This is a genomic window from Facklamia lactis, assembly GCF_015863205.1.
Taxonomy (GTDB): Bacteria; Bacillota; Bacilli; order Lactobacillales; family Aerococcaceae; genus Facklamia; species Facklamia lactis.
The window spans coordinates 221064-239897 of record NZ_JACBXQ010000002.1 but is presented as its reverse complement, the minus strand read 5'-3'; the positions used below and the strand labels follow the sequence as shown (position 1 = coordinate 239897).

General features: G+C 35.8%; 19 protein-coding genes and 1 tRNA gene. 14 read left to right on the top strand and 6 right to left on the bottom strand.

The window, feature by feature from the left end:
• Positions 1 to 65: 65 nt before the first annotated feature.
• From HZY91_RS04075 to HZY91_RS04045, 7 genes are all read left to right on the top strand, one after another.
• Complete coding sequence (locus tag HZY91_RS04075) at positions 66 to 755, top strand: TVP38/TMEM64 family protein (protein WP_197114994.1); 690 nt, start codon at positions 66 to 68, stop codon at positions 753 to 755.
• On the top strand, positions 724 to 1425 hold the full coding sequence (locus HZY91_RS04070; RefSeq protein ID WP_197114993.1) for a TVP38/TMEM64 family protein: 702 nt from the start codon (positions 724 to 726) through the stop codon (positions 1423 to 1425). Before HZY91_RS04075 ends, HZY91_RS04070 begins: the two co-directional genes overlap by 32 nt.
• Positions 1422 to 2318, top strand: coding sequence for a nucleoside hydrolase (locus tag HZY91_RS04065; protein ID WP_197114992.1), 897 nt, complete (start codon positions 1422 to 1424; stop codon positions 2316 to 2318). The genes HZY91_RS04070 and HZY91_RS04065 overlap by 4 nt, the downstream gene beginning before the upstream one ends.
• 24 nt (positions 2319 to 2342) lie before the next feature.
• On the top strand, positions 2343 to 2741 hold the full coding sequence (locus HZY91_RS04060; protein WP_197114991.1) for a hypothetical protein: 399 nt from the start codon (positions 2343 to 2345) through the stop codon (positions 2739 to 2741).
• A gap of 1 nt (position 2742) precedes the next feature.
• Positions 2743 to 3480 (top strand): YdjY domain-containing protein, encoded by a 738-nt coding sequence (locus HZY91_RS04055; RefSeq protein ID WP_235991455.1) that lies wholly within the window; start codon positions 2743 to 2745, stop codon positions 3478 to 3480.
• 68 nt (positions 3481 to 3548) lie between these two features.
• The gene (locus tag HZY91_RS04050) at positions 3549 to 4448 is read left to right on the top strand and encodes a sulfurtransferase (protein WP_197114990.1); all 900 of its coding nucleotides are present in this window, start codon (positions 3549 to 3551) and stop codon (positions 4446 to 4448) included.
• 48 nt (positions 4449 to 4496) lie between these two features.
• Positions 4497 to 4593, top strand: a tRNA-Sec gene (locus HZY91_RS04045).
• Positions 4594 to 4727: 134 nt separating this feature from the next.
• On the opposite strand, the gene HZY91_RS04040 is transcribed toward HZY91_RS04045, so the two are convergent.
• Both HZY91_RS04040 and HZY91_RS04035 read right to left on the bottom strand, forming a co-directional pair.
• Positions 4728 to 4886: a hypothetical protein gene (locus HZY91_RS04040; RefSeq protein WP_197114989.1), complete on the bottom strand. Its 159-nt coding sequence runs from the start codon at positions 4884 to 4886 to the stop codon at positions 4728 to 4730.
• A gap of 18 nt (positions 4887 to 4904) precedes the next feature.
• Complete coding sequence (locus HZY91_RS04035; protein WP_197114988.1) at positions 4905 to 5507, bottom strand: methyltransferase domain-containing protein; 603 nt, start codon at positions 5505 to 5507, stop codon at positions 4905 to 4907.
• Positions 5508 to 5676: 169 nt separating this feature from the next.
• Between HZY91_RS04035 and HZY91_RS04030 the strand changes: the two genes are divergently transcribed.
• The 5 genes from HZY91_RS04030 to selA all read left to right on the top strand — a co-directional run bounded on the left by HZY91_RS04030 (position 5677) and on the right by selA (position 11073).
• Positions 5677 to 6183, top strand: coding sequence for a hypothetical protein (locus HZY91_RS04030; protein WP_197114987.1), 507 nt, complete (start codon positions 5677 to 5679; stop codon positions 6181 to 6183).
• 228 nt (positions 6184 to 6411) lie between these two features.
• Complete coding sequence (selD, locus tag HZY91_RS04025) at positions 6412 to 7389, top strand: selenide, water dikinase SelD (RefSeq protein ID WP_328752114.1); 978 nt, start codon at positions 6412 to 6414, stop codon at positions 7387 to 7389.
• Positions 7390 to 7406: 17 nt separating this feature from the next.
• Positions 7407 to 7745, top strand: a complete 339-nt coding sequence (gene yedF, locus HZY91_RS04020; RefSeq protein ID WP_197114985.1) for a sulfurtransferase-like selenium metabolism protein YedF — start codon at positions 7407 to 7409, stop codon at positions 7743 to 7745.
• Positions 7746 to 7771: 26 nt separating this feature from the next.
• A complete protein-coding gene (gene selB, locus HZY91_RS04015; protein ID WP_197114984.1) occupies positions 7772 to 9685 on the top strand; it encodes a selenocysteine-specific translation elongation factor in 1914 nt (637 codons plus the stop codon).
• Positions 9685 to 11073, top strand: a complete 1389-nt coding sequence (selA, locus tag HZY91_RS04010; protein WP_197114983.1) for an L-seryl-tRNA(Sec) selenium transferase — start codon at positions 9685 to 9687, stop codon at positions 11071 to 11073. Before selB ends, selA begins: the two co-directional genes overlap by 1 nt.
• Positions 11074 to 11121: 48 nt before the next feature.
• Here the strand turns inward: selA and HZY91_RS04005 are convergent, their stop codons facing one another.
• The 4 genes from HZY91_RS04005 to HZY91_RS03990 form a co-directional block, all read right to left on the bottom strand.
• Positions 11122 to 12846, bottom strand: coding sequence for an ABC transporter permease (locus HZY91_RS04005; RefSeq protein ID WP_218958239.1), 1725 nt, complete (start codon positions 12844 to 12846; stop codon positions 11122 to 11124).
• 1 nt (position 12847) lies between these two features.
• Complete coding sequence (locus tag HZY91_RS04000) at positions 12848 to 13870, bottom strand: ABC transporter ATP-binding protein (protein ID WP_197114982.1); 1023 nt, start codon at positions 13868 to 13870, stop codon at positions 12848 to 12850.
• Positions 13871 to 13941: 71 nt separating this feature from the next.
• Complete coding sequence (locus tag HZY91_RS03995) at positions 13942 to 15000, bottom strand: extracellular solute-binding protein (RefSeq protein ID WP_197114981.1); 1059 nt, start codon at positions 14998 to 15000, stop codon at positions 13942 to 13944.
• Between the two features lie 168 nt (positions 15001 to 15168).
• Entirely contained in the window at positions 15169 to 16401 is a 1233-nt protein-coding gene (locus tag HZY91_RS03990) for a glycosyltransferase family 4 protein (RefSeq protein WP_197114980.1), read from the bottom strand.
• Positions 16402 to 16659: 258 nt separating this feature from the next.
• On the opposite strand from HZY91_RS03990, the gene grdA reads away from it, so the two are divergent.
• The gene (gene grdA / locus HZY91_RS03980) at positions 16660 to 17133 is read left to right on the top strand and encodes a glycine/sarcosine/betaine reductase complex selenoprotein A (RefSeq protein WP_235991453.1); all 474 of its coding nucleotides are present in this window, start codon (positions 16660 to 16662) and stop codon (positions 17131 to 17133) included.
• 144 nt (positions 17134 to 17277) lie between these two features.
• Positions 17278 to 18828 carry a glycine/sarcosine/betaine reductase complex component C subunit beta gene (gene grdC, locus HZY91_RS03975; protein ID WP_197114977.1) on the top strand — a complete coding sequence of 517 codons (1551 nt, stop codon included), beginning with the start codon at positions 17278 to 17280 and terminating at the stop codon, positions 18826 to 18828.
• The last annotated feature ends 6 nt before the right edge of the window (positions 18829 to 18834 follow it).

Below are 18834 nucleotides of genomic sequence, written 5' to 3'. Positions count from 1 at the left end.
GGAGATGCGCTAAATTAAGAGTGAATGGATTTATTGTTATTTTGTATTATAAAAAGGAGGTTTATATGAAAAGAAGTCAAATAGCCCTTGTAGTTACCATTATTGTATTACTTTTAATTTATTTCTTTGTGGCTCCGGTTAATTCTTTTGTAAACGAATCTGTTGGAGCGATGAAAGCTGTGAATTTAGAGGAAACGATTGAATATATTCGTTCGTACGGTAGTATTGCAGCGGTCGTGTCATTTTTCTTAATGGTATTGCAGTCTATTTTATCGCCTATCCCAGCTTTTTTGATTACTTTATCAAATGCAGCCATTTTTGGTTGGGCGTGGGGTGCATTATTATCTTGGTCTTCCGCAATGGCAGGAGCAGCTTTATGCTTTTATATTGCAAGAATATTAGGTCGTGATGTGGTTTCTAAAATCACCAGTGAAACGGCTCTCAAATCATTGGATGGATTCTTTGAAAAATATGGGAAACATACTATTCTGGTTTGTCGTTTATTACCATTTATGAGTTTCGATATTGTGTCTTATGCTGCTGGTCTAACTTCAATGAAATTCTGGCCATTCTTTATTGCTACTGGAATTGGTCAATTACCGGCGACTTTAGTTTATTCTTATATCGGTCAAAACTTTGGTGGTGGCGGTAAACAATTATTTGTAGGCCTACTTTCATTGTTTGCCATTACTATTGTGATCTATATTGTTAAGTCGGTGTACAATGATAGAAACAAAGAAAAAGCTATGGACTAATTTATTCAAAGGGGCAATGATTGTTCTTTTGTTGATCGCGACGGTATGGATTACGCGTTATTTTTCTACGGATCGAGTAAGAGAAATGATAGAAAATGCGGGTTCTTATGGAAGGCTTTTGTATATCGCTTTGTGGATATTTTTACCGATTGGATTTTTTCCTGTTCCTTTCTTGGCATTTGTAGGAGGCATGGGATATGGGTTAGTTGAGGGTTCAATTTTAACGTTTATTGGTGCCGCCTTAAATTTAACCTTTATGTTTTTGATGTCTCGTTATTTATTACGGACGAGTGTTCAAAAGTATTTGTATAATCGTTATCCCAAATCGAAAGAAATCCTTTCAGCTGATAAGGGACGTTTAAATTTTGTTCTAGCCTTAGCTAGGTTGATGCCAGTGATTCCGTATAATATTGAAAATTATGCTTTTGGTTTAACTGATATTCCACTATGGGATTATCTTTGGGTGTCACTGGTTTGTATCTTGCCGGGAACTTTGATATATGTCAATGTTGGCGATAAAGCCTTAGAGCCCAACGATTCCTCTTTCTATCTTTCAATTGCGTTACTCGCTATCTTAGTGATTGGGACAACTTTTTTGGGGAAATATCTAAAAAAACCCAAGGAAGAAGTTGAAGAGGCGATTACGGATGAAAAGGAAGTGAAGGAATGAAAGTTGTAATAGATTTTGATAATACTTTCTATACCTCGAACCGAGATGTTGATGATGCGCTTGCTTTAATGTATTTATTAGGTTCTGAGGGAGTTGAGGTTGTAGGAATTACTTCGACATTTGGGAATGCCTCAGTAGAGGAAGTGGATTGTTGTACTTTAAGATTAATAGAAGAATTAGGGCTTCAAGAAGTTCCGTATGCTAAAGGAGCAAAAGAGAATGGTGACTATTTAACTCCTGCTAGCCATTTGTTAATTGAATTAGCAAAAAAGTATAAGGGAGAGCTCATCATTTTAGCACTAGGATCAATGTCTAATTTACAAGGAGCATATCTATTAGATTCCACTTTCTACCAGAAAGTGAAGCAAATTGTTTTGATGGGTGGAACTACTGAGCCCTTGATGTTTGCTAAGCAAGAAATGCTTGAATTAAATTTTTCTTGTGACCCTCAAGCAACTTATAATGTATTAACTAAGGGACAAAACGTTTCAATTATGACGGGGAATAATTGCTTAGATTTATTATTTACGAGAGCAGATTATGAGCAAGCCTTTTTGGGCAATACTAGTAAAATAGCACAGCTAATTCAGAAGTACTCTGATCCATGGTTTGTAGATAATGAATTAGAATATGGAATCAAAGGTTTTTACAATTGGGATTCTTTAGCAGCTGCATATCTAGTTGATCCTGACTATTTTGTTGATGAATGGCAGGACTTTACGATATCTATTAACAGCTTATCAAAAGGATCATTAATAGCCGAAGACTTTGATCCTACAAGTTATTCAGATTCAAAACCTTTGAGGAACGTAAGACTGAATACCCCACATATTAAAAAAAGTAATAAATTGCGCAGAGAGTTGTTTGACCGTTGGCTACAAATAAAATTATAATTAGCCATTAGAAAGGAGGAACTCATGTCAAAGTTTGAAAATTTTGTTTCAGCTATTTGTTCAGGTTTTGTATTTGCATTACTAGCTGGAGCATTAATGTCTTACTGGGTATGGTTAGAAATGCGTGTCCACACTTGGGTGTTATGTTGGTTGGTTTTTGCTTTATTTTTGATGGTAAGTATCCTGTTTAAAATTAAACCTATTACTTTCTTTATCGGAGAAGTATTAATGGTGGTTTTAATGTTTATTAAGTCTCCTAATATTTTTTATTATAATGTTCGGGATATGTTCTTTTTAGAGACACCATTAAGTACTAATCGAATGATTACGCTTGCAATACTTGCTATTATGACTTTCATAATGGTATATCTTGTATTTCGTAATCAAAAACAAAAAGCATATGTATATGAAAGGAAAAATTAATATGAAAAAAATGATTAAAAAATTGGTAACGGTTGCTTTTACATTCGTTACAGCATTAAGTTTATCGACAACGGTATTTGCTGAGGGGGAAGTTCCAACTGAAGAAAATCCAATGATATTGGATAAAGAAGCGGGAACAATCACAATTCTTGCTCATGTTAATGGGAAATATCTAGAAACATCTACTCGTCATGGAGTTGTGTTTGATGATGGAAATTTTGGTGGAAAATCAATTTATGGAACAAAAGTGAACCAAAATGAATTCTACGATAATTTGCTTGAAATCGGAGCTGTTCCGGGTGATAATATGACTCCGGAAAATGCAGAAGAAACTCATGTTGAAGGCGATATCTTAGATATTAAGGTAACATGGGAAGGTGCAGAGAAAGAATATGATTTAGGAGAAACAATCGTTGATTCGAATGGAAATGAGTTTGAATTTCATTTCGGTGGTAACCAAGAAACTGCTAAAGAAAAGCACACTGGATGTATTACTTGTTTAGACTCTTGCCCTGTTGGACTTATTTCTAACTCAACCTATACATATGGGGCTGTTGAAAAACGTGGCGAAGTAGAATTTATGGGAAATACAGAAATTTTACCTGAAGATGGGACACCTGTTATTATTACTTACTCTGTTAAAAATTCAGAGAAAGATTCTGGAGAAGAAAAAGAAGAATCTTCATCTGAAGAAGGTTCAAAAGAAGAGTCGAGTTCAGAAGAATCCTCAGAAAATTAATTTTTAGAATGAGTGAATAGTGCGTGTATCTTTTGATGCACGCATATTTTTTAGAAAAGGAGAGAATTATGGCGCATCAGTATTTTGTTAGTCCCGAATGGTTAGAAGCAAATTTAGATAATGAACAGGTTAGAGTAGTGGATGCTACAATCTTTTTTGATTTAGATCATGATGAAATGTTGAGAACAGGTAAGGAGCAATATGAAAATGTGCATATACCTGGGGCAGTTGAAGCTAATCTATTTGATTTATCTGATTCCGAGGCCAAATTACCTTTTACTGCTGCAAAACAGAAAGATTTTGTGACAAAATTAGAAGAAATGGGAATTTCGAATGATACGCATGTTGTGATCTATGATTCAGGACCTCAAGTTGGAGTCAATTACTCAGCTTCAATTTGGGCAGCAAGATTAGCTTGGCAGATGTTATATGCAGGATTAGAAAAAGTCTCCATTCTCGAAGGTGGGTTGGATCGATGGCTTGCTGAAAATAGAGTGACTAGTAAAGAAATCATCCGCTATTCAAAAGGACATTTACAAGTAGAACCAAAGGATCAGTATTATGCTTCAAAAGAGGATGTAATGAAGGCAATACAAGACGATACGACCAATCTTATTGATGCTTTAAGTCCAGAACAATTTCGGGGAGAGATTGCTCCATATGGTGAAGATAAAGCGGGGCATATTCCTACGAGTGTTAATGTCTTTTATGGCTCAATGTCAGATAGTGAGACAGGTGAATTAATCTCTAAGAATAATTTAGCGCTTAAATTTCTTGAGTCAGATGCCTTAAGTCCAGATATTGACATTATTATTTATTGTGGGTTTGGTGTTGGGGCTTCTTGGATCTTTATGATCTTAAAGTCTTTAGGAAAGCAGAATGTTGCTGTTTATGATGGATCGATGGATGAATGGACTCAGGATTCAAATTGTCCGATTGAAAAGAGTAAAATTGATCTTGATTTTTAAGGGGCCTACTGGTAATATTATATGAGTCTTGTTAAAAGACTCAAGTCTGGGAGCGGATGGGTTCTGGTGTTCCCTCTGGTCTTCAAAACCAGTATGAGGCGTTAAGAGCGTCTTGGGTGAGTTCGATTCTCACACGTTCCCGCCAGGAATTTAAACTAGCCTAGATGGTCGTTGCTGTAACGACTATCTAGGCTATTATGTTATATATTTATGGGGTGAGCACGCTTTATAGACTATAATCGTTTAATTAAGCGTATAAGCCATTAACAGGAATGTGTTTTAGAGCTTATAGGCAGTAATAGTGGACGAACGGAGATAGTGTTTTAAATCCACATCGTCAATGCCCCATTTCGCTGCATATTGATCAGATACAACTTTTCGTTCAATGTCGATGTCTATAAATCCTGCATTGTTTAGGATGGTCTCTAACTTATCCAAAGTTATAGCCCCAGCTACTCAGGTTCCATACATCCGTGGATTTTCATAGACAGAATCGGGTAAAGTTTCAAATAAAGTAATATCTGAAATGCCAATTCTACCACCAGGTTTTAAAATGCGGAAAATTTCATTATAGACCTGTTGTTTTGCAGTTGAAAGATTAATAACACAGTTGGAGATTACAAGATCGGCAGTATTATCTGCGACAGGTAGATGTTCAATTTCTCCCAGTCGAAAATCCACTTGAGTAAATTTACGTTTTTTAGCAATCTCTCTTGCTTTTCTGATCATTTCCATTGTCATATCAATTCCAATTACCTGACCTGTTTTTCCAACTGATTTTGCAGCAATAAATGCATCAAAGCCTTTGCCACATCCAAGATCTACAACCACTTCTCCAACTTGTGGTTGAGCTTTTTCTTGAGGATTACCACAGCCTAGGCCCATGTTTGCTTCTTCTGGTGCAGCTGCAATTTCCTCTTTAGAATAGCCGATTGATTGGTTGAGTTCATCTGAATCAACATTTGTTGTTTTCTTATTGGTTGCAATATCGTGGTAGAAATCAGCCACTGATTGTTGGATCGTTTCTTGATTGATCTTTTCCTTTGACTCCTTTGACATTATTTCACCTCATTTATCAGTTTGTTTAATTAATTATACAGGACAAAATCATACTTTTCACGAATTTGGTTTTAATTCAATTATTATTAGTAAAACCCTTTTCAAAAAGTGATTTTTGTGATATTGTGAACATATACACATTACTAATAAATGATGGAGGTTTTATTTAATGAACGCAATTCTACAAAAGTTTGTCGATGATGGTTTATTTAACGAAACAGTGGCTAATTATATTGAGGAAGCATTTGCGAATAAAGAATCAGTGGTTATTGCAGGTCACCGTTCGACAGGTTCACGCCCATTGATGGCAAACATTATGCAATTAGCTAAGAAAACTCATGAATCAGTACAAGTTCGTAAAGCTGAAGATATCGAAAAAGAGGGAGAATACTATCTAGTATTTGGTGCCCCAGCTGAAGAGGTAGAAGGTTTAGTTGAGAAGGCCTTAGCTAAAGGTAAAGCCTTTGTCACTCTTAAAGAGCCTGAAACTCCAATTTCAATGTTAAAAGTAATGAAGGGTCTTCGTAAAGAAAATGAAGATTTCGATCATAAAGTTTTACAAGTTTCATTACGTAAAGATGGAACTGGTGCAGGAGCAACTCCATTTACTGACCGTGTTGACCGTTACTTTATTAATGAAAAAGGTCGCGTAAAATCTGAAAAATTAGACTTCTAATTTTATCATATAGTATATTATTGAACGGCACAGGGGAACTTGTGCTGTTTTTATTGGATAAAATAATAAATACAAATCTTTCTTACTGAAATCTCTGTTGGTTAGCGGTATAATTATACTTATCAACATTTGAATAAAAAGAAAGTTAAAGTATAAGAAAGAGGTATTTAAATGGTAGATAATCAAAAAGTAACAGAATTAGAAATTTGTGGAGGATGAAATGCAAAAATTGGACCAGGCAGTTTGTCTGATATTTTAGCAGGTCTACCGAAGCAATATGATGAAAATCTATTAGTAGGATATGATTCGAGTGATGATGCAGCTGTTTATCAAGTTGCACCAGATGTAGCCGTTATTCAAACCACTGATTTCTTTCCTTCAATGGTAAAAGATCCCTATCACTTTGGGCAAATTGCAGCAACAAATGCCCTTTCAGATGTTTATTCGATGGGAGGACAGGTGATTACTGCCTTGAATATTGTGGCATATCCTGATAATTCTCAACCTCTCGATGCATTAGCAGAAATTCTGCGTGGAGGTGCAGAGAAGGTTGCGGAAGCAGGAGGAGTCCTTGCAGGTGGACATACGATCCGCCAAGATCCGCCAATGTATGGTTTGGCAGTAGCAGGTGTGGTTCACCCAGACAAAATTATTACGAATAACGGGTGTCGAGCAGGAGATGCATTAATCGCTACCAAAAAACTTGGGGTGGGGATCGTGACAACTGCTCATAATAAAAACTTAATTGATCAGACAGCTTTTGATGAAGCCATTGTTTCGATGACCACTCTGAATAAATATGCAGCAGAAATTATGTTGGATTACCAAGTGACTGCTTGTACGGATATTACTGGTTTTGGGATTTTGGGACATTTAATCGAGATGGTAGATGGTCATGCAAGTGCGGAGTTAGATGCCAAATCGATACCAATTATTCAAGGGGCCTATGAAGCGGCAAAGGCTAAGTTAACAACTGGTGGCGCGAAGCGTAATCGTCAACATTATGGGGAAGATATTGATTTTCAAATGGAAGATACAGCTTTAGAAGAGGTTTTATTTGATCCGCAAACTTCAGGTGGCCTTTTAATAACGGTGCCACAAGACCAGTTAGATGGAATCATGCAGGCATACAAAGCTAAAAATATTGAAGCTGCACACATTGGTTATATTAAAGAACAGGGTGAAAAATTAATTACGGTTAAATAATTTAAGGAGGAATTAGAATGTCAGAATATTTAGTCGTCATGGATAGTGATCAAGTAGGGTCAGGAGAGGTTGTTCTTGGGGAAACTTTAGCTAAATCTTTTATATCTGTTTTAGCTCAAGAGACAGAGTTGCCTAAGGAAATTCTATTATTTAATAGTGGTGTTTTGTTAGCGAAGTCTGGCGCCGATACGGTTGAAGATTTGCAAACTTTATCAGATAAGGGAGTTTCAATAAAAGCTTGTGGCACATGTGTGAGTTTTTATGAAATGGGAGAGCAATTAGCAGTTGGAGAAGAGACTAATATGCGTTATATCTTAGAGCAATTGCGTTCTTACGACCGTGTTGTCCAGCCTTAGTAGATTAGAAGTGAAAGGAAAACCCAATGAAGAATGTCGTTTTAGGGACGGCAGGGCATATTGACCATGGAAAGACCACGCTGATCAAGGCCTTAACTGGTATTGAAACGGATACGAGTAGGGAGGAGAGACAGCGGGGCCTTTCTATCAATTTAGGCTTTGCTTATTTAGATTTAGATAATGGCGAACGAATTGGAATAGTGGATGTTCCAGGACATGAAAAGTTTATAAAAAATATGTTAGCAGGAGCAGCAGGGATTGATCTTGTGATGTTAGTCATTGATGTGAATGAAGGGATCATGCCCCAAACAAAAGAACATGTGGCTGTTTTAAATTTACTAGGAATTGAAAACTTTATCATTGTGCTTACAAAAATACTCGATGCTGATGAAGATTTAAAATTGTTAGTTTATGAAGATATAAAAGAGCAATTTGCTGGTACTAAACTTGCAGATGCACCGATTATTGAAACAGATGCAATTGCCGGTATGGGAATAGATCAATTAAAAGAAACATTGAATGAAAAAATTGAGCTAATACAACGAGAAAGTGAGAATTTACCTGCGAGATTGAATGTTGACCGAGCTTTTTCAGTGAAAGGATTTGGAACCGTAGTGACTGGTACTTTAATTGACGGTTCTTTAAGGGTTGGCGACGAAATGACAATTTATCCTTCTGGTGTAAAAACGCGCGTTAGAACAATCCAAATTCATGAAGAAGATCAAGAAATGGCTCATGCGGGAAATCGAACGGCCTTAAATTTAACTAAAGTTGATTTGAATCAAATTGGCCGAGGGGATGTCTTAAGTGCAGCGTCCTTAGAAGCTTCTTATATGATTGATGCAAAAGTTATGTGTTTAAATGATGCTAACCAGCCGATGGAGCTGTGGGACCGAGTTCATGTCCATATTGGAACGCGTGAAGTTATCGGACGATTAGTTCCACTGGGGGTAGATAAGATCCAGCCAGGTACTACTGGATTTATGCAAATTCGATTAGAAGAGCAGATTGCTGTAAAAAAGGGAGATCGCTTTATTTTAAGGAATTTTTCACCCGTGGTAACTATTGGAGGCGGAGAGGTGTTGGATGCCACTCCACGCAAGCATAAGCGCTATAATCAGGAAGTAATTGAGTCATTAGAAGTGATGGAGTCCGGTTCAACCGTCGATATTCTGTTGGATTTCATGTCGAATCGTTCAGCTGGTTTTACTTCTGCCAAGGAAATGTCAGAATATCTTGGAGAAGATATGAAATTAATAGAAAGCTATGTAGAAGAAATGCTTACAAATAATCAGTTAATGAAATTTGGGCAATTTTATATGGCTACATCATTATTTGATACATTGTCCGAACAAATGATTAGGATTCTTTCTGACTATCATAAAACTAATAATATGGAAGCAGGAATGTCACTAGAAGAGTTTCGTTCTCGCTTTAGCAAAATGGCACCAAAAGAATTAAATGCAATTATTCAGACATTGGTAGATAGCGAAACGTTTGTAATTGAAGGGGAATTGATTCGGATGCAAGGTCATTCGATTGCGATTTCACCCGCACAAGCTAAGGCAAGGCAAGAGATTGAGGAGCAATTAGCAGAGAATCCTTTTGCTCCCCCATTGTTTGAAGAAGTGGTAGGTAAAGATAAAACTAAGCGAGAAGTCTATATGCAGATGCGTAAAAGTAATGAATTTTATCGTCTTGATAAACAAGTTGAATTGCATGTTTCCTATTATAATGAGGCACTAAGACGTCTAGCAGCTTTCTGTCAAGAACATGGTGAAATAGCATTAGCAGATTTTCGAAATCTACTTGGTACTAGTCGTAAATATGCTTTATTATTATTAGATGATTTCGATAAACGAGGAATTACCCAACGTATTGAGGATTCTCGAATTATGGATCCAAAATATTTAGATAATATTGAGGAGGCACTACTATAATGCGGCATTTGTTAGCCAAACTACCTAAAGTTGATAAAGTGTTACAAGAAGACTCGATACAGAAATGGCAACATAAATTAGATACTTCATACATTAAAGAAACAATTCAAAATGAAATTGATCAGATTCGTCAAGGAATTTTAGAGGGGGAATTAACTGACGAAAGCATTGCAAATTATGATTGTATACTGGAAAATATAAATAAATCCTTAGAAAATCGGGTGGCCTCCTCATTAAAACCAGTTATTAATGCTACGGGGACAGTTTTACATACTAATTTAGGAAGAGCGCTCTTATCTCAAGAGGTTATTAATTCAATTATAGAGCTGGGACCTTCTTATTCTAATTTAGAATATGACCTTGAGGCGGGGAAAAGAGGCTCACGTTATGTTCATTTGAAGGATGTGTTAAAACAGATTACTGGCGCAGAAGATGCCTTAGTTGTGAATAATAATGCAGCAGCTGTTCTGTTAATGTTATCCGCTTTAACAGATGGAAAAGAGGTCTTGATTTCTCGAGGAGAATTAGTTGAAATTGGGGGAGCCTTCCGAATACCTGAAGTCATTACTCGTGGAGGAGCGATTCTTCATGAGGTAGGAGCGACGAATAAAACGCACTTGAAAGATTATGCAGAAGGTATCAATGAAGAGACAGGGGCCTTACTGAGAGTTCATACTTCTAATTATCATTTAGTTGGTTTCACTGAAAAGGTGGATGACCGAGAACTAGTAGATTTAGCACATGAGAATGGCTTGCTCGCTCTAAATGATCTAGGCTCAGGATTGTTCTTAGATATGCAGCGATTTGGTTTGCCTTATGAACCAACAGTTCAGGAAGCTATTGATGCTGGTTTTGATGTCGTTACTTTCTCCGGTGATAAATTATTAGGAGGCCCACAGGCTGGAATTATTGTAGGAAAGAAGGCCTTGTTAGATAAAATGCGATCTCATCCGCTAACTCGTGCTTTACGAACAGATAAAGTTACTTTGATGGCTTTAGAGGTAACGATGCGTCAATATTTAAATCCAGAGTTGGCTTTAGAAAAAATTCCGGTTTTACAAATGATTAGTCAATCAAGGGAAGAACTAGATCAAAAAGCAAGAGAGTTAAGTGATCGTATTCAAACTATAGGAAAGCAATGGTCTGTTGAAGTTATTGTAGGTGAATCACAAATTGGGGGTGGCTCATTTCCAGGTGCGACCCTACCAACGAGCTTAGTTCAAATTGCTCATCATAGTATCAGTGCAGCTCAAATTGAAATGTACCTACGTTCATTAGCTAAGCCTATTATTGCTAGAGTTCACCAGGATGCAGTTCAATTTGATGTGAGGACACTTCGCAATGATGATATTGATCAGATAGTAGAGGCGTTAGTAGAAATTGAATAATAAAAATATAGGGCACACTTAACTTTAAAGTTAAGTGTGCTTTTTAAATTAAAGATGACCTGCTTTTTGATTTAACTGTTGGCTGCCAGAATTATAAACACAGTATAAGGCAAGGCCTTTAATGAACATTAAAATAACAGAGTAAACTGCGTTTATGGCTTGAGCGTTAATGTTCATGTCTGGATTAGCATTTTTCCGGATTTCAATACCTAAAGGAGGATTCGAAGACCTGTACAAGAAGACTGAAAGGTCATAATCATCAATTAATGAATTGAATTGAATAGCAATTAAAGCCAATAAAGTTGGAATTAATATTGGAATAATTATTTTCGTAAATGTTTGGATCTTCGAGGCACCTAACATTTTAGAAGCGTCTTCTAATTGATTGTCCACACCATAATAGGAAGCCTTTATATATCGCAAACTATTCGGTAACGAAACGACCATATAAGCTAGGGGCAAAATCCACCACGAACCAATCACAGAATGACCAAAAAGTAATTTAGTAGGTGAATCATAAGCGAATAAATAACCAAGAGCGAGTAGCAGAGAAGGGATCAACCAAGGAATATAAAAGCTGTATTCCAATAAAAAGGACCAGAATTTACGGCTGGAATTTTGGATGATACGTCCTACAATAGTCATTAAACTAACAGCAGAAAAGGCCGCTAGTGCAGAGTAGATAATGGATGTGAGGATAGGTCTATAACCTTTAATATTGGTTAACACATTTACATAGTTTTGAAGAGTGAATTGTTGAAAGGACAGTGTAAAGTGTCTCAGAGCTTCTGCCTTAGTAAATGAGGACAGAATGATTGCTATAAAAGGCAGTAAGAACAACAATAATAATAAGTATGCAAGAAAATGAATTCCCGTATTTAATAAAGGGGATGTTATTTTCTGTTTTTGAATTTTGGCCTTTGTTTTTGAAACAGATAAAAACTGCGATTTATGTTCATTTCTTGTTAAAAAATAAAGTAAAATGAGTTGACAGATTCCAAGAAAAATGGACATCAGTGCAGCAATTTCTCGTGATCGGGGACGATTAGCAAAAGTTAAAATAAGTGGCGAAATAGTTTGGAAATCTTTTCCACCAATCATAACAGGTGCTGAAAAAGCTCCGAGACCAGTTTGAAAAGTCATTATTAATAAAGTAAGTAGGACAGGTAGGATGGTAGGAAGAGCAACCTTAAATAATATTTGTATGGGATGAGAGCCTAAAATTTTTGCAGCTTCTAATAAATTAAAGTCAATTGAACGAATGGCATTTCTTAAGAAAAGCATATGAATATGGGTACATCCTAGTGTCATAACGAATAAGACTGCTCCATAACCTTCGAACCAATAAGAATCCCAATTAGGAATCAGTTGCACAAGTAATTTTGTAATGAATCCGTTTTTACCGTAGACTAGTAGGTAGCCAAAGTTCATAACTAGTCCGCCCATTAATAAAGAAGTTAAATAACCTAATCTTAGAAATTTTGCTCCTTTAATTTCGAAATATTCAGTGACTAGAACCATAAATAAACCTAATACATTACAGGTTATTGTTAAAGTGATTGCAAGAACAAAAGAATTTTTGATCGCGTTCATAGCTCGATTTGAGTTAAGAACTTTATAAATTGAATTGAGATTTAGGCCGTTTTTAGACCAAAGACTTTCACTGATTACGGCGGTGATCGGATTTATAATTGCCATAAAGATAAAATATATGAGAAAAATAATTAATAATGCAGTTAAAAATTTCTGTATTTTATTGGAAGCTTTAATCATTTTAATTTCCTCCAATGGGGTAATATAATACATCATCACGATTGAGGTACAAGGATAGTTTATCTCCGACTTGATAGTTATTACTTGAATGGTTAAGCTCTATAAATTTTATTTTTTCACCTTTTACAAGAACGGTATAGATAAATGAATTCCCTTGAAATTTCTGTTGATGGATTTCACCTATTAGTTCAATGTCATCTTCTCTTAACTTTTGACTATGAATATGTTCTAAACGGATATAAGCAATATTTTTTTCTGGAATCATCGGTGAAAAAGAATGGTTAAGTTGATTGACGAGAGTAGGTGTCAATTGATTTACTTCCCCAATAAAATTACACACAAATTCTGTTTTAGATTGATTATATACCTCAAAAGGACTACCTATCTGTTCGATTTTTCCATTATTAAAAACGGCAATCTGATCTGAAAGTTCTAATGCTTCTTCTTGATCATGGGTGACATAAACAGCCGTTAAGCCTGTTTTTGCTTGGATTTCTTTTAACTCATTTCTTAATTGTTTTCGGAGTTTTGCATCTAAGTTTGAAAGAGGTTCATCAAATAGAATTAGACGAGGTTCTTTAATGAGCGTACGAGCGATTGCAACACGTTGTTGCTGACCACCAGAAAGCTGGGAGATATTCTTGCTAAGTTGTTTCTCATTTAATTCAACAATTTCTGCTTGTTGATGAACAAGTTCTTTGATGATTTTTTCAGGTTTTCTTTCAACTCTTAAACCGTAAGCAATGTTATCAAATGCAGTCATAGTTGGAAAGAGGGCATAAGATTGGAAAACCATTCCAATATTTCTCTTTTCAGCAGGAACGTTTGTGATGTCTTGGCCTTGAAGTAAAATTTGCCCTTTATTAGGATTAGTTAATCCGGCAATTGCTCTAAGAGTTGTGGTTTTTCCACAACCTGAAGGCCCTAATAAAGTGAAAAAATCTCCCTCTTTAATTAGGAGGTTGATAGTATCGACAGCAATGAAATCTTGATATTTGATTTGGACGTTTTGTAATTCAATCATATTAGACTCCTTTAAAAAAGCATTTGCATTGAACGATGCAAATGCTTTTTAATAGCAAATTTATTAATATTTTATGGCATATAATCTAATTCTAGTTTTTCCACCCAAGCGTCTACATTCTCACGATAGAGATCCCAATCAACTTCCATTGGGGTTACTTGTTCAAGTAATGTTTTCATGGTATCATTCATTCCTTCTTTGGCAACATCAGTTAAAGGAACAAAACCAAATTCTTCTGCTAAAGTTTTTTGGATCTCATCAGAGCCAAACCAATTTACAAACCCTTCAGCAGCTGTATAGTCGTGATCTTTACCTTTATCAAGGATACCAATTTCTTCTGTCATGGTAAAGACACCATATTCAGGATCAATCGGTTTAATATTGTAGTCTTTGTTTTCATCTATTGCGACGGAAGTCCCTGAAGCGTGATGATAGTCGAATAACAAGGTCCCTTCGTTTAAAAGAGCAAAGTGGTCTTCATCTTCACGAATTTGATAGCCGTTGTTGATATAGTTTTCAACTTTTTGCCAGCCTTCTTCTGAAATGCCTAAATCACCATTTTCATCAGGGTATTGCATGAGAATGGTCAAAAGAATTTTTTGATGGGTTGAACCCGCGAGGTCTTCTGGAATACGGTATTTCTCTTTCCAATTATCACTTTCGCCTAATTCTTCTAATCGTTTTGGAATTTCTTCTTCGGAAACATTGTCTGGATTATATAGTCCAAAGATATATGATTCTGCAAAAGGGAAAAATTGACCACTGCCTAACAGTTTTGCTTCCGGTATATTTTCTGCCCAGACTGGCTCGAAGTCATGTAAGGCAATTTCTTCTTGTAAATTTAGCCAATTTGCTTCATCCAGTCCTATCACAACATCTGCTTGTGGATCATCTTTTTCGGCAAGGACACGGTTGTAAGTATCACCACCTGGAGCTGCTACTACTTCTAGCTTAAAACCGGCTTCCTTAGCTAATTCAGTGACACGCGCTTCGCGTGCCTCGTCAAATAGAGTATTAGAATAGACAACAACTGTTTGTTCTTCCTGTGCTGTGATAGATTCAACAGCTGTAGATAAGAGTGGTATACTGGATAAAATTATTGCAGAAGCTAAAGTAAAAACTTTTTTCATTATGATCCTCCTAAATATTGATTATCATTATTATATCATAAATGGAAAGAATCATTATTGCTTAGAAAACGGATATATTGGAAAAATAAATAATTATAGCGTTTATACCATATAATAAATGTATTAATATATATGATTTATGAATCATTGTGGAGTCAAACATGTATTTTAATCTTGTTTCAAACTTACTAGTAAACTATATTGCTTTTGAATAATTTTTGGCCAAGAAAACTGTGCAATATCTTCATAAATAGAGGCAGATAATTTATCTTCTTTTTTGATTCTATCAATTTGAATAGAAATGGCTTTTTCTAAATCTGATTGGAATTTTGGTAAATCATTTTTTACAGGTTGATCTAAATTAACAATTCTTGGCAAATCGACATATTCAATAATTCCTGATTCATTGATAGCATCTCCTAATAAGTCCTTTAAAGGTAATAAGTTTGTCGAGACCACTCTGAGTCCACATGCTAATGCTTCCAAAGCGATGGTAGCTAAGCCTTCATAATAAGATGGCAAGACAAAAAGATCGGAATTTTTCATCAGTTCAGCTAGTTTGACTTGTGAAATTGCATTTAAAAGCTGATAATCATTAGTATCAAGGCCTTTAAGAAGTTGAACCAAGTAATTAGTTGAGGTGCGATTTCCATTTCCTACAATAGAAAGTTCAATTTCAGGATATTTCTTCTTTAAATTAAGATATGCCTTGGCTAGTTCAAAGACTCCTTTACTTTCTGTAATTTTTCCAGCGTAAAGGATTTTGATATTTTTGTGATGAGAGGCAGAATTTTCTTTACGATTGAAAACGTAAGGATTATATCCGTTTCCTGTTACATGTATTTTCTCGGCTGGAATGTTAAAAACTGTTTGAACGGTTCTTTTATCTTGATGAGAAAGAGCGAACACCATGGCAAGTCGTTCCAATTCTTGTACATAAGAATTTTTGAGAATAGGACTGTGCTTGGCTTGACGTATATCTGTTCCATGACTTACTCCAACAACGGGACAGTTATCAAAAATATCAAGTGTCAGTGAGGTAAGAAACCATAGGTGATGGCTGATGACAATATCTGGTTGGAATTCATTTTTAGCTCTTATTAACTGCTGAGTAAAAGCATTGTGCCATGTTGAAATCTGATGATAAGTTAATTCAGAATATTTGGAGCTAGAATAGGGCATTGAGTCGGACATCCCTACAATAGGGAAGGGAAGTTTTTCTGTCATAAAGTGTACAGGATAAGTGGGAAAGTTGATGAATGAAACAGGGTTTTCTTTTTGTTCTGCATAAATCAGAGCATTATCTATCCCGTAGCTAGCAAGTCCATTTATCAAATTCTGGTAATAAATTCCTGATCCCGTTTGTCCAGGGAGTTGAGCTATTATATGTAAAATTTTCATAAGTCCTCCTAAATAGGAACTATATATTAGTAATAGTATACAATAATAGGTAATGAAGTATTTATTAAAATTCTTAATAGGAGTTGAATAGCTGTTATAGAGATAATTTGGGAGTGTTTGATCAATTATAATTAAGGAAACCCTTTTCATTTATAAAATATTTGACAATTTAAAGGATTGGTTATATACTGCTTATTGTAGTAGTGATATTGTTGTTGCGAAAACAATTTTATTTCAAATTTCTTAGGAGGTAATATAATGTCATTAGATAATAAAAAACTTCTAATCATTGGAGACCGTGATGGTATTCCAGGACAAGCTATTGAAGCATGTTTAGAAGGTAAACCAGTAGAGATTCTTATGTCATCAACAGAGTGTTTCGTTTGAACGGCTGCAGGAGCCATGGATTTGGAAAATCAACGTCGTATCAAAGAAGCCGCTGAGAAACACGGTGCAGAGAATCTAGTTGTAATCTTAGGTGGAGCTGAAGCAGAATCTGCTGGTCTAGCAGCTGAAACAGTTACCAACGGAGATCCTACATATGCAGGTGCTTTAACAGCCACTCCATTAGGATTAGCTGTATACCATGCAACTGAAGCAGAATTTAAAGAATATGCAGATCCAGACATTTACGATGAACAAATCGGAATGATGGAAATGGTATTAGATGTAGATTCAATCGCCGAAGAAATGAAATCAATTCGCGATCAATTTTCTAAATATACAGTTTAATTAGTTAAACAAACCATTATTAAAACCAGTATCAGCACTTTGCGGATGCTGGTTTTGTTTTAAATCCTTGTGAAAAGGCTTGCGTTTTAAAGGTTTATGTGAAATAATATACAATATAAAACTTAATAAAAAAGGAGAATGTAAATGACTTTTCCAGTATTAAAAGGCGCTGCATACACTTTAGCTCACTCACCAAATATGTTGATCCACAATGGGTCTACACAAACAACTGAGAAGATTACTACACCTGACTCTGAATATTTAAAAAATCTTCAAAATAATTTACGTACATATGAGGAAGTTTTAGCTGATCCAGCTAACCAGACTTATATCAACAATATGCACTATTCTGAATTAAAGCAAATTTCTGAACCTCGTTATGAAACAAAGGCTGAAGGTGGCCGTTATTCTAAACGTGGTGAAATTATGCCAGAAATGGAATTTTATGGATTACTTTCAGTAGTAGACGTTTTTGATTTAGTCTACTTAGAAGAATCATTCGCTGAAGAAGTAAAAGCTGTTTTTGCAGAAAATGATATGTTTAAAGATGATGTTGCAAAAATTAAAAATACGGAATCAGCTGAATGGTTACAAAAGCAAGTTGATGAGAAAGAAGCAGAAGGTTTATACTACGATGGTAAATTGGTAGGTGTGGTTGAACGCGCCCACGATATTGACGTTAACTTATCTGCACACGTAATGTTAGAGAACTTAGTCAATAAAGCTTCCGGTGTGTTATCATTACGTCATTTATTACGTGACAGTGAAGATATCAATGCAGAAGATATTGAGTATGTGATTGAATGTTCTGAAGAAGCAATTGGTGATGTTAACCAACGTGGTGGAGGTAACATGGCGAAAGCAATTGCTGAAATGTGTGGATTGAAGAACGCTTCAGGTTCAGATACACGTGCATTCTGTGGGGCACCTACTCATGCCTTGATCCTAGCATCATCATTAGTAAAAGCAGGAACTTATAAAGCGGTTGCTGTTGTTGCGGGTGGATCTACTGCTAAATTAGGTATGAATGGTAAATCTCACTATGAGAAAAACATGCCTTTATTAGAAGATTCAGTTGCAGGGGTTGCATTCTTAGTTGGACAAAATGATGGTAAGAGTCCAGTTATTCGCACGGATGTAACAGGTCGACATACTGTATCATCAGGGTCTTCGCCACAGGCTGTAATGACAGCTTTAGTTGGGGATCCATTAGACAAAGCTGGTTTAAGTGTTCCAGAAATTGATGTATTCTCTGTAGAAATGCAAAATCCTGATATTACTAAACCTGCAGGTGCTGGTGATGTGCCAACTGCTAACTTGAAGATGATTGGAGCTGTTGGTGTTCTTCGTAAAGAACTAGAACGTGCAGAATTAAATAACTTCGTAGCAGAGAAAGGTGTACCAGGATGGGCACCAACTCAAGGACATATTCCTTCAGGAGTTCCATACTTAGGATTTGCTTATGATGATATGACAGGTGAATCAGAGATTCAACGTGCTATGATTGTTGGTAAAGGTTCATTGTTCTTAGGACGTATGACAAACTTATTTGATGGTGTGTCTGTTATTATTGAACGTAACTCAGGAGAAGTTGAAACAGATGGTGGTTCAAGCGACTTGAAAGAAACTGTTAAGACAGAAGTTGCTAAAGCATTACGCCAATTTGCTGAGAACTTTTCATCAGAAGAAGAATAGGGGTGA

Excerpts from the sequence above, each read along its gene's own strand:
- HZY91_RS04075 (WP_197114994.1), top strand. The coding sequence starts at position 66 with ATGAAAAGAAGTCAAATAGCCCTTGTAGTTACCATTATTGTATTACTT.
- HZY91_RS04070 (WP_197114993.1), top strand. The coding sequence starts at position 724 with ATGATAGAAACAAAGAAAAAGCTATGGACTAATTTATTCAAAGGGGCA.
- HZY91_RS04065 (WP_197114992.1), top strand. The coding sequence starts at position 1,422 with ATGAAAGTTGTAATAGATTTTGATAATACTTTCTATACCTCGAACCGA.
- HZY91_RS04060 (WP_197114991.1), top strand. The coding sequence starts at position 2,343 with ATGTCAAAGTTTGAAAATTTTGTTTCAGCTATTTGTTCAGGTTTTGTA.
- HZY91_RS04055 (WP_235991455.1), top strand. The coding sequence starts at position 2,743 with ATGAAAAAAATGATTAAAAAATTGGTAACGGTTGCTTTTACATTCGTT.
- HZY91_RS04050 (WP_197114990.1), top strand. The coding sequence starts at position 3,549 with ATGGCGCATCAGTATTTTGTTAGTCCCGAATGGTTAGAAGCAAATTTA.
- HZY91_RS04035 (WP_197114988.1), bottom strand. The coding sequence starts at position 5,507 with ATGTCAAAGGAGTCAAAGGAAAAGATCAATCAAGAAACGATCCAACAA.
- HZY91_RS04030 (WP_197114987.1), top strand. The coding sequence starts at position 5,677 with ATGAACGCAATTCTACAAAAGTTTGTCGATGATGGTTTATTTAACGAA.
- yedF (WP_197114985.1), top strand. The coding sequence starts at position 7,407 with ATGTCAGAATATTTAGTCGTCATGGATAGTGATCAAGTAGGGTCAGGA.
- selB (WP_197114984.1), top strand. The coding sequence starts at position 7,772 with ATGAAGAATGTCGTTTTAGGGACGGCAGGGCATATTGACCATGGAAAG.
- selA (WP_197114983.1), top strand. The coding sequence starts at position 9,685 with ATGCGGCATTTGTTAGCCAAACTACCTAAAGTTGATAAAGTGTTACAA.
- HZY91_RS04005 (WP_218958239.1), bottom strand. The coding sequence starts at position 12,846 with ATGATTAAAGCTTCCAATAAAATACAGAAATTTTTAACTGCATTATTA.
- HZY91_RS04000 (WP_197114982.1), bottom strand. The coding sequence starts at position 13,870 with ATGATTGAATTACAAAACGTCCAAATCAAATATCAAGATTTCATTGCT.
- HZY91_RS03995 (WP_197114981.1), bottom strand. The coding sequence starts at position 15,000 with ATGAAAAAAGTTTTTACTTTAGCTTCTGCAATAATTTTATCCAGTATA.
- HZY91_RS03990 (WP_197114980.1), bottom strand. The coding sequence starts at position 16,401 with ATGAAAATTTTACATATAATAGCTCAACTCCCTGGACAAACGGGATCA.
- grdC (WP_197114977.1), top strand. The coding sequence starts at position 17,278 with ATGACTTTTCCAGTATTAAAAGGCGCTGCATACACTTTAGCTCACTCA.